Genomic DNA, 12,256 nt, shown 5'->3' with positions numbered 1-12,256 from the left:
TGCTGCATAAAGGAGTTCCATCATGGCTTATGATAAAAATCCTCATGCCGTCAAACCGGAAGAATACGGTTTCCCGCTCAAACTCAAAAAACAATACGACAACTTCATTGGCGGTGAATGGGTCGCGCCGGTAAAAAATGAGTATTACGACAACCTGACGCCGGTGACCGGCGAAGTGCTGTGCAAAGTCGCCAGTTCCAGCACTGACGACGTCGATCTGGCGTTGGACGCCGCCCACAAAGCCAAAGACGACTGGGGCAAAATGCCGGTACAGCAACGGGCAAACCTGCTGCTCAAAGTCGCCGATCGTATGGAACAAAACCTCGAACTGCTGGCAAACGCCGAAACTTGGGATAACGGTAAACCGATCCGCGAAACCAGCGGCGCAGACGTGCCGTTAGCCATCGACCACTTCCGCTATTTCGCCTCCTGCGTGCGTGCGCAGGAAGGCGGTATCAGCGAAATCGACAGCGACACCGTCGCCTATCATTTCCACGAACCGCTGGGCGTGGTGGCGCAAATTATCCCGTGGAACTTCCCGCTGCTGATGGCCTGCTGGAAAATGGCGCCGGCGCTGGCGGCAGGGAACTGCATCGTGCTCAAACCGGCCAAACTGACGCCGCTTTCCGTCTTGCTGCTGATGGAAATGGTGCAGGACATTCTGCCTGCGGGCGTCATCAACGTGGTTAACGGCGCGGGCGGCGAAATCGGTGAATATCTGGCGACGTCCAAACGCATCGCCAAAGTGGCCTTTACCGGTTCGACCGAAGTCGGCCAGCAAATTGCCGGATACGCGGCGCAAAACCTGATCCCAGCAACGCTGGAACTGGGCGGTAAATCCCCGAATATCTTCTTTGCGGATGTGATGGACAAAGAAGACGAATTCTTCGATAAAGCGCTGGAAGGCTTCGCGCTGTTTGCCTTCAATCAGGGCGAAGTCTGTACCTGCCCGAGCCGCGCGCTGGTGCAGGAATCCATTTATGAACGCTTTATGGAACGCGCCATTAAACGCGTCGAAGCCATTAAAACCGGTAATCCGTTAGACATGGAAACGCAGATGGGCGCGCAGGTGTCTGCCGGGCAGATGAAAACCATTCTGGATTACATCGAAATCGGTAAAAAAGAGGGCGCGGAAGTGCTGACCGGCGGCGCGAAGAAAAAACTCGAAGGCTCGCTGAACGAGGGTTATTACCTGCAACCGACCATTTTGCTGGGTAAAAACAATATGCGTGTTTTCCAGGAAGAAATCTTCGGACCGGTGCTGGCGGTGACGACGTTTAAAGATATGGATGAGGCGCTGCAAATCGCCAACGATACAGCGTATGGATTAGGGGCGGGCGTCTGGAGCCGCGATGGCAACGTGGCGTACCACATGGGGCGCAACATTCAGGCGGGCCGCGTCTGGACCAACTGCTATCACGCCTATCCGGCGCATGCGGCGTTCGGCGGTTACAAACAGTCCGGTCTCGGGCGGGAAACTCACAAAATGATGCTGGATCACTACCAGCAAACCAAATGCCTGCTGGTGAGTTATTCGAGTAAACCGATGGGACTTTTCTAAGTTTTAACGGGGCTATTTTGCCCTGGTATTTTGAACCCGGACTGTACTCAGAATCCTCACGTACCTAGTGTACGCTCCGGTTCTTCCGTGCAGTCCGTGTCCACACTCCCTGCGCCAATAACGCCCCGGCACCGGCGTTGTTGGCATTTTTTACATCACACTACGCTGTTCGTCGGCAGCACTACCTGACGGCTGCGCAGGAAAACCACCACCAGCGCCAGCCAGGCGAGGCCGCTTATCAGGTTGAACAGGTTAAACATCCCCGCACCGCCTTCGACGTAAGCCACTTTCGCCAGCTCAATCCCGACCGTGAAAATCATCATGCTGATGACGCCCATCGCGGCAGACACTGTGCCTTTGCTCATGTCGCTGGAAAACAGCGTCAGACGGTACAAACCGGCATTCGCCACGCCAATCCCGAACGCGTACAGGCTCAGACCGGCGGTCATCCACAGGTACGCATGCGCGGAAAACAGTGTCGCCGCGGCTGCAATCATCAGGCCAATCACCATCGGCCCTGCGCCCAGTTTGATCAAATAATCCACCGTGCGCTTACCGCTCAGGCGCGCCAGTGTAACGTTACCGACGATCAGCGCGCCGAAAATCGGCACCTGCAGCAGACCGTAATCGTAGGTCGAAAGACCTTCACCGCTGATCAAAATCACCGGCGACTGCGCAATCCACGTCAGCAGCGGCAGGCTGGCAAAACCAATCGCCAGCGCGCCACACACGAACTGACGGTTCTTCAGCACGTGTTTATAATCGCGCAGCAGACTTGGCATGGAGAAAGGTTCGCCGAGGCGGGACGCTGTTTCAGGCATCGATTTCCACAACCCCCACAGCGCGATGGCCGCGAGTGCGGCGAAAATCACAAACATCGACTGCCAGGGGGCGACGTGGATCAGTGCCGCACCGGCCAGCGGCCCGAGCAACGGCGCAATCAGCGCGACGTTCGCCATCATGGCGGTGATTTTAATACACACCGATTCCTCGAAGGATTCCTGTATCGCGGCGTAACCCACGGCCCCGATAAAGCACAGGCTAATGCCCTGCAGGAAACGCATCACCATAAACTGCTCAATGTTTTGTACAAACAAAATAGCCAGACAGGTGATGATGAAGAAGATGACGCCAGTGAGCATCACCGGACGACGCCCGCGGCGGTCGGACAGCGGCCCGAGCAGCCATTGCAGGAACATGCCGCCCGCCAGATAAGCCGTCATGGAGGTCGGCACCCACTCTTCTCCTGCATTGAAATTCGCCACCACGGCCAGCATGCCGGGTTGGATCATATCGTTGCCGATATAAGTGGCGAACTCAAAAAGCACCAGACAAAGAGGGAACAAAAGCGCCTGCCGACCCAGAAGGGACGCAGTATTTGGAGAATTATGCATTTTTAGTTATTTCACAGACGTAAGGCTAATCGGTTGAAAATTAGCAGAAAATAAGAGACTGTCCGGGCGGGTTTCGCAAGCGAGGCAGTAATACCGGCTATTTTGCCGATTATTTGAGCGTAACGCAATCACCGGATTCACGTTCAGCACAATCTGAGAATGATACTTTTGCCTTGTTAGCCCTCTCAAAGCTGGCTAGGCTGCAAACAACACATCAACAGGAAGGAATTTGCAGGTAATGAGCGAAAAAATAAGCTGGATAGATAATCTGCGCGCGCTCGCCTGCATGATGGTGGTGATGGTTCACGCCAGCACGTCACTGGTGGTCAATTTCGCTGCGGTGCATACCGCGGAATGGACGTTGGCTAACCTGCTCAATTCGGCTTCGCGTGTCTGTGTGCCGCTGTTTTTCATGATTTCCGGCGCATTGTTTTTTGGCGAAAAGAGCGCGCAAAAACGGCATTTTCTGCGCGTCACGTTATGCCTGCTGTTCTACAGCGCCGTCTCGCTGATTTATATTCTCACGATGACAAAAATCGGATTTTGGCCGTCTCTGCGACTGATCCTCGAAAAACCGGTGTTTTATCATCTTTGGTTTTTCTACGCGATCATCGTAATTTACCTGCTTTCCCCGCTGATTAACGTTAAAGCCGTCTCCGGAAAATATCTGCTGATCGCCGGGCTTCTGCTCGGCGTTCTGGCGAACCCGCAACTTCCGGCCATCACGTGGCAGAAAATCCACCTCCTGCCGCTGGATTTGTACATCAGCGGCGATACTTTCTATTACGTGCTCTATGCCCTGATGGGGCGCGCCCTCAGCCAGCTGCATACCGATAAAACGCCGGTCACGCTGGCGGCCAGCGGCATGTTCATTCTCAGTACGCTGGCGGTTGCGACGGGCACTTACCGGCAAATGCAGATTAACCAGAACTTCGCCGACACGTTTTACGTCTACAGCGGCCCGCTGGTCTTTATCTCCGCCATCTCGCTATTTATCATTTTCAAAAATGCGCTGACTCACCGCATCCTGCCGGGATTTGCGCTGATCTCCCGCCATTCACTGGCCATTTACGGCTTTCATGCCCTGATCATCATTGGCCTGCGCAGCCTGCATCTCGATTTCCCACACTATCCGCTGCTGAATATCGCGTACCTGTTTATCTGCGGCCTGGGCGGCGGTTTATTACTGGCGATGGGGCTGGGGAAAATAGACAGACGGAACTGGGTGAGCTGAATGAGAAAGAATATTTATTATCGATGCGAATAATCGTGCGTTATATTATTAATTACTGCGTGCATTTTTATTATGATAAGAATGCACCTCATGACGATTAATCTATTTCATTATCTTTGCCCTATTTTTACGGATACTCTTTATTTTCATTTATTCGGGCAAAACATAATGACATCCTGGCTGCCTTTTGAAATAAACGGTGAGGTTTATACGCTGGAGCATCTGCGTGCTTCAACGATTATCGCGGTAAGGCCTGCCAGTCATGATTATCCTGTCCGTCAGTTGCGGGTCTATATTGTTTATACTGATCATTGCTTTACGGCGCATCAGGCTGAGTCAGAACTCTGGATATATCCGCACAGCCCTGGTAAGCACCGGCGATATTTCTGCCGGGAAAGGTATTCTTATTCCTACCGCTTACCCGAACTTATTAATAAACTGATCGGCGATAACGCAATATTGGGCAGCGCGCCGCATCAGCATCATGAAACTTTTTATTACCTCGAAGAACATTATATGGGTGTGGATTATTGTTTGTTTTTTGATATAACAAAAAATAATCATCCTGAGAATGATATACGGTTAAAAGTGATCACAGGTTATCCGAGAGAGAAATGGGCCGGGCCGGTTGGGGTAAACGGGCGATTCAGTTTCTGGCATATTTTTGATGCCAGAATGAAAGGATTGAAACTGCCGACAAGGCGCAGATAGCAAAAAAGCGACTCAGGGTCGCTTTTTTGTTTTTAACAGCTTCAGGCGGAGGTCTTTAGATTTTCATCCTGTCGCGGCACGGCCAGCGGCCTTTACAGGCAGACACTGACGTACTGTTTAGCCCGGCTATTCAGTCCCACAAACCGTCAGTGGGTAAAATTTTACTCACTTATTGCTCAGCTTGCAATCAGCCTTATGTCACCCCCACCGTTCCTGCGCCCGCCTCAATTGCCTTGCAGATGAAAACCCGGCAGCGAGGGCGGCTTTTTCGATACCCGCGCCTTGTTGCAGGCGTTGTTGGGCGACGGCGATGCGCAGTTGTTCGTGGTAGTCGCGCACGCTGATGCCCAGATGCTGGCGGAACAAACGGGTGAGATGGCGGCTACTGATGTGCGCTCTGGCGGCGACGTCTTCCACCTGCCAGGGGGATTCCGGTTCGGCGGCCATCAGGTTTTGCGCGCGGTGCACGGCAGGGTGCAGGTGATTGCGGTAACGCAGCCACGGGGAAAGCTGCGGATCATCGCCGGCGCGGCGGAAATAGACCACCATTTCGCGGGCGACATCCAGCGCGGCCTGCGGCCCGGAATGTGTGGCGATAAGATGCAGCGCCAGATCGATACCGGCGCTGATGCCCGCACTGGTCAGCACGAAACGGTCCTCAACAAATATCCGGTTATCTTTCACCTGGGCAGCAGGCACCTGCTGGCGTAAGCGCTCGATCACGTCGTGGTGCGTGGTGCACTGATAGCCGTCGAGCAGCCCGGCTTTTCCGGCCAGCAGGCTGCCTGAGCAGATGCACACCAGCGTTAAATTTCCCGCTTCAATCGCGCTTTTCTGCTGATGCAGCCAGTCGCAGGCTGTTTGCGCGACCGGTGAGGCGAAGTTTTCGGCGGATTCCGCCACCCCCGGCATGATCAAAATACTGCCCCCGGGCAGACTTTCCGGCAGCGGCTGTAAATGGCTGACCGTCAGACCGGTCGACATCACGACTTCCGGCTGTGGCCCGATGTAATGCAGCGTAAATTGCCCGGCCAGCCGTAGCGCTTCCGCCGGGCCGGCGAGATCTAACGCCATCACGCCGGGGAGCGTCACAAAGTAGACATGTCGCTGCATAGTGTTGATCCGTGTGCAGGGGAAAACGCTATCTTCACACAGCGCGGTCGAGTTCCGCCAGCGCACCGGCTACGTCGGTGATAGTGGCAAAGCGGTCATCGAGCACCAGTTCGGTTCGCAGTTTGATCTCCTGTGCGCTCAGCGTGACGCCGCTGGCGTGGGTCATCGGGAAGGTCAGCGTCGCTTCTGTCACGAACGTCACCGAGTAACCGAGATCGGACGCCACGCGTGCCGTGGTTTCACAGCACTGTTCGGTACGCATTCCGGCGATGATCAGATGCGTGATGCCGTTTTCACGCAGCCAGCCGTCGAGGCCGGATTCGGTCAGGGAATTGTGGACGTGTTTATGCACCACATGTTGCGGCTGATGACTAAGAAAAGACATCGGCGTTACCAGCCCGGAATCCAGCGAAAACACGCCATCCGGATTGACGTGAAAGACGTCGATGACCGGCACGTCGCGGGCCTGACAGCCGTCGATCAGGCGGGTTAGGGCGGCACTGAAAGCCGGTAAATCATCCTGCTGCCAGAAATCTTTTTGTTCGAAGGAACGCTGAACGTCGATGTTTAACAGGGCGCTGTGTGCCATTTTCGGACTCCATCAGATGAGTGTGAAGCCAGTTTGCGCCTGAAACAGTTAAGGGAGAATGCCAAAAACGGACATGATGCTGACAGGGACGGACGATCTGCATCATCCGCCGGAAGGAGAATGTTTTAATCAGAGTTTCTGGTCGGCACGCCAGTGGTAATAATCGATATGATCGGCCTGGAAATTGGTGGTTTCAGCGTCGCCGGTCAGGCGGTAGGCCAGCTGGAAGGCAAAATCGAATGCCAGCCCTAATCCTTTGCCGCTCAGTAAGTTGCCGTCTTCCACGAAGGACTGATTGACGTACACGCCGTCTTTCACATCTTTGTATAAATCGCCGGAACAGACGTAGCGACGCCCTTTCAGCAGACCGTTTCCGCCCAGCACGCGGGCGGCCGCGGAGCACAGCGGGCAGATCAGTTTACCGGCCTCGTCGTGACGGCGGACAAATTCCACCACCTCTTTGCTGGCCGCCAGCGCCACCGATCCTTCCGGGCCGCCGGGCATCACCACGGCATCGAATAAACGGTCGCCCTGCGCGGAAAGCAGTGCGTTAGCCTGCATCTGAATGCCGTGATAGGTGCGCAGCGTCAGGCTTTTCTGGCACGCCAGCGTAGTGACCTGAATGTCCAGCCGCTCGAGAATATCGAGCACAATCACCGCTTCGCCTTCTTCAAAACCGTCGGCCAGCAGCAGGGCGACCTGCTTTTTCGCGTTGTCCTTCACCATAATGCAAATGTCCTCTGAGGTTAAAAATCAGAGGACATCATAAAATGAAACGACGTTTTGATAATGTGAGTGAGGTGGCAGACTAGAAAACCAGCTGCACTTTCGAGGCTTTGGATTTATCCAGCGCGAATTCCAGCGCATCCACCAGACTTTCCTGCGGGAATTCCGCAGACAATAAAGGCATCGGATCGACGGTTTTATTCGCCAGCCATTCCACTGCCGTGTTGAATTCTTCCGTGAAACGGAAGCTGCCGACCCAGTTAATTTCTTTAGCAATCAGCATCATCAGTGGAAATTCATTCACTACCGGCCCCATGCCGACCTGCACCAGCGTGCCGCGTGCGCGGGTCACTTCCAGACAACGGCGGATGGAAGACGGATGGCCGGAGGCGTCAAAGGAGACATCGAAGAAGCCTTTCTCTGCCTGATATTCGCTGAAATCGCCCTGCGCGGCGTCCAGCGCTTTGCTTGCGCCAACCGCCAGTGCCAGCGTGCGGCAGCGTTCGCTCGGGTCAGTCACCACGATCTGCGCCGCCCCTTTGGCTTTCGCCGCCAGCACGATCAGGCAACCAATCGGGCCGACGCCGGAAACAAACACGGTTTTGCCATGAATATCGCCCGCCTGATTCACGGCATGAATGGCGACGGCCAGCGGTTCGGCGAACACCATCAGACTGTCGCTGACCTGATTGTCGTAAGGAATACACTGATCGCTGTCGACAATTTTATACTGCGTGAACGCGCCGTTGATGTGCGGAAAATACATCGCGCTGCCGAAAAACTTCATGGTCGTACACTGATTTTCGTCACCGGACAGGCAATATTTACAGGCTCTGCACGGTTTACTCGGATTGAGCGCCACTTTCTGGCCGGGCTGCAAATTCGGGTTATCCGATTTCTCCACCACGCCGACCACTTCGTGCCCGAGCACCATCGCCTCGCGCACTTTGAAATCACCGACCGCGCCGTGTTCGTAGTAATGCAGATCCGAGCCGCAGATGCCGCCGCGGGTCACTTTCACCAGCGTGCCCTGGCCGGTGTAATCGAGGGTCTGGTTGATCACCGCGACGTCTTTTTTCCCGGTGACGACGCAGGATTGTGTGGCAATAGTCATGGAATTCTCGCTCTTTAAAGGGCCTGATTGGCTCCAGTAAAGAGGGTTTACCGATCCGAAAACGTGACCGCCATCACTTTGCGCCGTGTTACGAAAACCTGTTACCCATAACTTGAACGGACTCAACCTTTCCCGGCGGATTTATCACGCTTGCGCGCCGGAATGCTCAGGATCAGATGCGTAATCACACCGCCCGCCAGTCCCCAGAATGCCGAACCGATGCCCAGCAGCGTGACGCCGGATGCGGTGATCAGAAAGGTGATGATTGCCGCGTCGCGCTGACTTTCGTTTTCCAGTGCGCGGTACAGGCTGCCCGCAATGGTGCCGAGCAACGCCAGCCCGGCGATGGTGTGGATCAGTACTTCCGGCAGCGCGGTAAACATCATGCCAATGGATCCGCCAAACACGCCTGCAATCAGATAAAAAACGCCTGCCGCAACGGCGGCCATATAGCGTTTTTTCGGATCGGGATGGATATCCTCGCCCATACAAATTGCGGCGGTAATGGCGGCGATACAGACGGTAAAACCGCCGAACGGGGCCAAAACCAGCGCCGTCAGCGCCGTCCATGAAATCAGTGGTGATACCGGCAGGTTGTAACCGTGGGCTTTCAGCGTGGCAATGCCTGGCGCGTTCTGCGACGCCATGGTGACGATAAAGAAAGGAATGCCGATGCCGATAATCGAAGACAACGTGAAATGGGGCATGACAAACGCCGGTGCGGCGAACGTCAGCGACTGGCCGTGCAGGGCGATGTCGCCCTGCCATCCGGCGGCAATCAGCCCGGCGGCCAGCGCGAGCACCACCGCATAGCGCGGCAGGGCGCGTTTCGCCAGCAAATACACCAGACACATGCTGCCCGCGAGGGCAAAATTGCTTTGCAGCGAGGTAAACGCGTTCAGCCCGAAGCGCAGCAGAATGCCGCCCAGCATGGCCGCCGACAGCGCCTGCGGAATGTAATGCATCATTTTGGCGAACAGGCCGGTCACGCCGCACAGCAGGATCAGGCCGGTGGCAAACACAAACACGCCAATGGCCTCGTTAATCGAGGTGCCGGGCAGGCTGGTAACCAGTAACGCCGCGCCGGGCGTTGACCAGGCAGTCACCACCGGCGTGCGGTAATAGAGCGATAAACCGATGCTGGTGACGCCCATACCCAGCCCGAGCATGCTCAGCCAGCCGCCAATTTGCGCCACGCTGGCGCCCGCGGCTTCCGCCGCCTGAAAGATAATCGCCGCCGAGCTGGTGTAACCCACCAATACCGCGACAAATCCGGCGATGACCGCCGAAAACGTTAAATCCTGCCAACTGAAACGCGAGGCCATCTGTGAAAATCCTTCTGGTTACCGGACGCTGACGTTATGCTGTTGTGCGTTATAGCGCACACCTGTTGCGCTCAAGATATCACTGTGCGTTATAACGCACAATCGCGATGAACGATCATCGTCGCAGAGGAGACACAATGCAGGAACTTACCCGCCATATTGGTAGCCAGCTGAAAGCCGTGCGCAGCGAGCGCGGCTGGAGCCTCAGCCAGACGGCAGAACAGACCGGTGTCAGCAAGGCGATGCTCGGGCAGATTGAGCGCGGCGAATCCAGCCCGACCGTCGCGACGCTGTGGAAAATCGCCAGCGGCCTGAACGTCTCGTTTTCGGAATTTCTCGAAACACCGCCCGCGCAGTCGGCGGCGTTGCATCGCCACGGCGTACTGACCACGTTCAACAGTGACACGTCGGGAATGCGTGTGGTGCCGCTGTTTCCGTTCGATACCACGCTGCGCATGGACATGTTTGTTATCGATCTCGAGCCGGACGGGTGCAGTGAATCCACACCGCACGAAGCCGGCGTGATTGAGCATGTGATTGTTATTGAAGGCGAACTGACGCTGACCGTCGATGGCGTCACGCGTGTGCTGCGCGCCGGTGAAGCCCTGCGTTTTGCTGCCGATTGTCCGCATGCATACCGCAACAACAGCGGGCATTCCGTGCGTTTCCACGACCTGATACATTACCCGCAGTCACGTCCGTAACGTTTTCTATTTGTGAGGAGAATGCTCTGATGAGCCAGTCGCAAGATGTTGTGATCCGCCCGTTAATGCCCGCTGACCGCGAAAGCTGGGAGGTTCTCTGGCGCAGTTATCTGGATTTTTACCAGTCAAAACTCGATCCGGCTCAGTTTGATTACACATTCGAGCGGCTTTCGCAGCCTGACTACGCCAGCATGTTCGGTTTTGTGGCACAATGTCAGGGCAAACTGGTCGGGCTGGTGAACTGCATTAATCACGATCACGGCTGGCATATGCGCCAGGTGGTTTATTTGCAGGATTTATACGTCGATGACAGTGCGCGCAAGCTGGGGATCGGGCAGAAACTGATTGAGGCGGTCTACGCGTACGCTGATGAAAACGACAAAGCCAACGTCTACTGGATGACGCAAACCACCAACCACACCGCCCGCAAACTTTACGACCGGGTGGGGCAGACCACTAACTTTATGAAATACGTCCGTTAAAGCGGCTTGCGCAGCGTCATTTTCGTGGTGACGTAACCGAGGCTGGCGTACAGCGCCTGCGCAGCGGGATTGCTGGCGAACACATTGAGTTCGATCGCCGCACTGCCCAGTTCACGCAGGCGCTGTTCCATCAGCCGGAATGCCGCAGCGGCATGGCCCTGACGGCGAAACTGCGGATAAATCATCAGCTCATAAACGAAGGCGCTGTGTACTCTGTAGCGCTCCACGTTGGCGAACCACAGATAGCCGACCCTGTCATTTTGCGCGTCGGTTTTGATCTCATAAAGATAATGTTCCGGCGTCTCAATCCCTTGCGGCAACGACGCCTGAATGGAGTGACGGGCGCGTTCCAGCGCGGTATCGGCGGCCCAAAGACCGGCAGTCACATTCTCCCCGGCGTAATCTTTTGCCAGCAGTTCGGCAAATTCGTCATAGAACGCCGCGTTCATTGGCACTAATACGGTCATCATTTCCCTCTGAATTATTTTGCAGTATCCGGTTTTTTATAAGGCGTTACGTAGCATTCACTGATGGTCGTCGAATGGGCTTCGGCCTGCGTGATGATGTAGCCTTTTTCGGTCAGCGCCACAGAACTGTACGGCGTCTGATTGTCTTTATCGGCCACCACGTTTTCAAATGACTGAATAATCTTAGCTTTATCGTCTGCCCGCGCCGGATCATCCAGCCCTTCGACCTGAATCATCGCCTGCTTAAACTGATTGCTGAATGAGGTTTTGCCGATCCGGCTTTCAATGATCGCCTTGATATTAACCGTGACGTTATTACCCAGCAAAAACAGCGTATTACTCTGGTAAATCAGCATGTTTTTGCGCTTCGACACCACAAAGCCGTTCTCGATAACCTTCATTTTTTTGTTATCAGCGTAGATGACTTCGTCGAGGCAAATGGTCTTGTCCCCCACCTTAAACTGGCTGAAGCGGGTTTTGATTTCTTTCGGCGTCGATGCCGCCTGCGAGCACAGCGGTGCGAGCAGCAACAGAGGTAAAAGCCATGACTTCATAGGAGTTTCCTGAACAGGTCTGAATCAGCCGACATAACAGCAGTATAGGGAGCCGTGGGCAGGATGCGAACGTTTATCTTTTCGCGACGGATTTTTACCGTTGTGGCTAAAGCATCCTCAGTCTGTGCCGATAATTCAGACGATAACGGAATTCCTGCTCATCCTCAGAGGCCACGTATCAGGGACAGATAACCCATTTTTCACAGTGAGTTTTTCACAGCACGTTGACTGTTCCGGGGAGTTTTATGAGTCAGATTCAGGCGTTCTCACCTGCGGCCACGG

General features: G+C 55.0%; 12 protein-coding genes and 1 pseudogene. 5 read left to right on the top strand and 8 right to left on the bottom strand.

The features are described 5' to 3' along the window. Positions 1 to 22: 22 nt before the first annotated feature. Positions 23 to 1,561: an aldehyde dehydrogenase family protein gene (locus ABSH60_RS09265; RefSeq protein WP_122097164.1), complete on the top strand. Its 1,539-nt coding sequence runs from the start codon at positions 23 to 25 to the stop codon at positions 1,559 to 1,561. Positions 1,562 to 1,716: 155 nt separating this feature from the next. Here the strand turns inward: ABSH60_RS09265 and ABSH60_RS09260 are convergent, their stop codons facing one another. After that, complete coding sequence (locus ABSH60_RS09260) at positions 1,717 to 2,955, bottom strand: MdfA family multidrug efflux MFS transporter (protein WP_390973688.1); 1,239 nt, start codon at positions 2,953 to 2,955, stop codon at positions 1,717 to 1,719. A 238-nt stretch (positions 2,956 to 3,193) separates the two neighbouring features. Between ABSH60_RS09260 and ABSH60_RS09255 the strand changes: the two genes are divergently transcribed. Both ABSH60_RS09255 and ABSH60_RS09250 read left to right on the top strand, forming a co-directional pair. Continuing rightward, a complete protein-coding gene (locus ABSH60_RS09255) occupies positions 3,194 to 4,189 on the top strand; it encodes an acyltransferase family protein (RefSeq protein ID WP_390973686.1) in 996 nt (331 codons plus the stop codon). Positions 4,190 to 4,279: 90 nt separating this feature from the next. After that, positions 4,280 to 4,900 (top strand): hypothetical protein, encoded by a 621-nt coding sequence (locus tag ABSH60_RS09250; RefSeq protein WP_390973684.1) that lies wholly within the window; start codon positions 4,280 to 4,282, stop codon positions 4,898 to 4,900. A gap of 198 nt (positions 4,901 to 5,098) precedes the next feature. Here the strand turns inward: ABSH60_RS09250 and ABSH60_RS09245 are convergent, their stop codons facing one another. The 5 genes and pseudogenes from ABSH60_RS09245 to ABSH60_RS09225 form a co-directional block, all read right to left on the bottom strand. Continuing rightward, complete coding sequence (locus tag ABSH60_RS09245; protein WP_390973682.1) at positions 5,099 to 6,013, bottom strand: helix-turn-helix domain-containing protein; 915 nt, start codon at positions 6,011 to 6,013, stop codon at positions 5,099 to 5,101. A gap of 46 nt (positions 6,014 to 6,059) precedes the next feature. Continuing rightward, positions 6,060 to 6,602 (bottom strand): annotated as a pseudogene (locus ABSH60_RS09240) (isochorismatase family protein); the annotation flags it as partial. A 129-nt stretch (positions 6,603 to 6,731) separates the two neighbouring features. Continuing rightward, positions 6,732 to 7,328 (bottom strand): DJ-1/PfpI family protein, encoded by a 597-nt coding sequence (locus ABSH60_RS09235; protein WP_390973680.1) that lies wholly within the window; start codon positions 7,326 to 7,328, stop codon positions 6,732 to 6,734. Positions 7,329 to 7,410: 82 nt separating this feature from the next. Beyond that, the gene (gene idnD, locus ABSH60_RS09230) at positions 7,411 to 8,442 is read right to left on the bottom strand and encodes an L-idonate 5-dehydrogenase (protein ID WP_217204216.1); all 1,032 of its coding nucleotides are present in this window, start codon (positions 8,440 to 8,442) and stop codon (positions 7,411 to 7,413) included. Between the two features lie 122 nt (positions 8,443 to 8,564). Further along, positions 8,565 to 9,767, bottom strand: coding sequence for a benzoate/H(+) symporter BenE family transporter (locus tag ABSH60_RS09225; RefSeq protein WP_390973678.1), 1,203 nt, complete (start codon positions 9,765 to 9,767; stop codon positions 8,565 to 8,567). 137 nt (positions 9,768 to 9,904) lie between these two features. On the opposite strand from ABSH60_RS09225, the gene ABSH60_RS09220 reads away from it, so the two are divergent. Both ABSH60_RS09220 and ABSH60_RS09215 read left to right on the top strand, forming a co-directional pair. Next, on the top strand, positions 9,905 to 10,471 hold the full coding sequence (locus ABSH60_RS09220; RefSeq protein WP_390973676.1) for a helix-turn-helix domain-containing protein: 567 nt from the start codon (positions 9,905 to 9,907) through the stop codon (positions 10,469 to 10,471). Between the two features lie 29 nt (positions 10,472 to 10,500). Then, on the top strand, positions 10,501 to 10,953 hold the full coding sequence (locus ABSH60_RS09215) for a GNAT family N-acetyltransferase (RefSeq protein ID WP_390973674.1): 453 nt from the start codon (positions 10,501 to 10,503) through the stop codon (positions 10,951 to 10,953). Here the strand turns inward: ABSH60_RS09215 and ABSH60_RS09210 are convergent. Together ABSH60_RS09210 and ABSH60_RS09205 are read right to left on the bottom strand one after the other, a co-directional pair. Then, entirely contained in the window at positions 10,950 to 11,423 is a 474-nt protein-coding gene (locus ABSH60_RS09210) for a GNAT family N-acetyltransferase (protein WP_390973672.1), read from the bottom strand. The two genes, ABSH60_RS09215 and ABSH60_RS09210, sit on opposite strands and share 4 nt — an antisense overlap. Before the next feature lie 11 nt (positions 11,424 to 11,434). After that, positions 11,435 to 11,974: a hypothetical protein gene (locus tag ABSH60_RS09205; protein ID WP_056775808.1), complete on the bottom strand. Its 540-nt coding sequence runs from the start codon at positions 11,972 to 11,974 to the stop codon at positions 11,435 to 11,437. Positions 11,975 to 12,256: the final 282 nt, after the last annotated feature.

Source organism: Rahnella sp. R3(2024) (genome assembly GCF_042920125.1).
GTDB classification, from domain to species: Bacteria; Pseudomonadota; Gammaproteobacteria; order Enterobacterales; family Enterobacteriaceae; genus Rahnella; species Rahnella rivi.
The sequence above is the reverse complement of the archived record's forward strand: the minus strand, read 5'-3'. Positions and strand labels throughout refer to the sequence as shown.

Bases quoted from the DNA above. Each gene is read 5' to 3' on its own strand.
- ABSH60_RS09220 (WP_390973676.1), top strand. From the start codon at position 9,905: ATGCAGGAACTTACCCGCCATATTGGTAGCCAGCTGAAAGCCGTGCGC.
- ABSH60_RS09255 (WP_390973686.1), top strand. From the start codon at position 3,194: ATGAGCGAAAAAATAAGCTGGATAGATAATCTGCGCGCGCTCGCCTGC.
- idnD (WP_217204216.1), bottom strand. From the start codon at position 8,442: ATGACTATTGCCACACAATCCTGCGTCGTCACCGGGAAAAAAGACGTC.
- ABSH60_RS09245 (WP_390973682.1), bottom strand. From the start codon at position 6,013: ATGCAGCGACATGTCTACTTTGTGACGCTCCCCGGCGTGATGGCGTTA.
- ABSH60_RS09205 (WP_056775808.1), bottom strand. From the start codon at position 11,974: ATGAAGTCATGGCTTTTACCTCTGTTGCTGCTCGCACCGCTGTGCTCG.
- ABSH60_RS09260 (WP_390973688.1), bottom strand. From the start codon at position 2,955: ATGCATAATTCTCCAAATACTGCGTCCCTTCTGGGTCGGCAGGCGCTT.
- ABSH60_RS09215 (WP_390973674.1), top strand. From the start codon at position 10,501: ATGAGCCAGTCGCAAGATGTTGTGATCCGCCCGTTAATGCCCGCTGAC.
- ABSH60_RS09250 (WP_390973684.1), top strand. From the start codon at position 4,280: ATGACGATTAATCTATTTCATTATCTTTGCCCTATTTTTACGGATACT.
- ABSH60_RS09210 (WP_390973672.1), bottom strand. From the start codon at position 11,423: ATGATGACCGTATTAGTGCCAATGAACGCGGCGTTCTATGACGAATTT.
- ABSH60_RS09235 (WP_390973680.1), bottom strand. From the start codon at position 7,328: ATGGTGAAGGACAACGCGAAAAAGCAGGTCGCCCTGCTGCTGGCCGAC.
- ABSH60_RS09225 (WP_390973678.1), bottom strand. From the start codon at position 9,767: ATGGCCTCGCGTTTCAGTTGGCAGGATTTAACGTTTTCGGCGGTCATC.
- ABSH60_RS09265 (WP_122097164.1), top strand. From the start codon at position 23: ATGGCTTATGATAAAAATCCTCATGCCGTCAAACCGGAAGAATACGGT.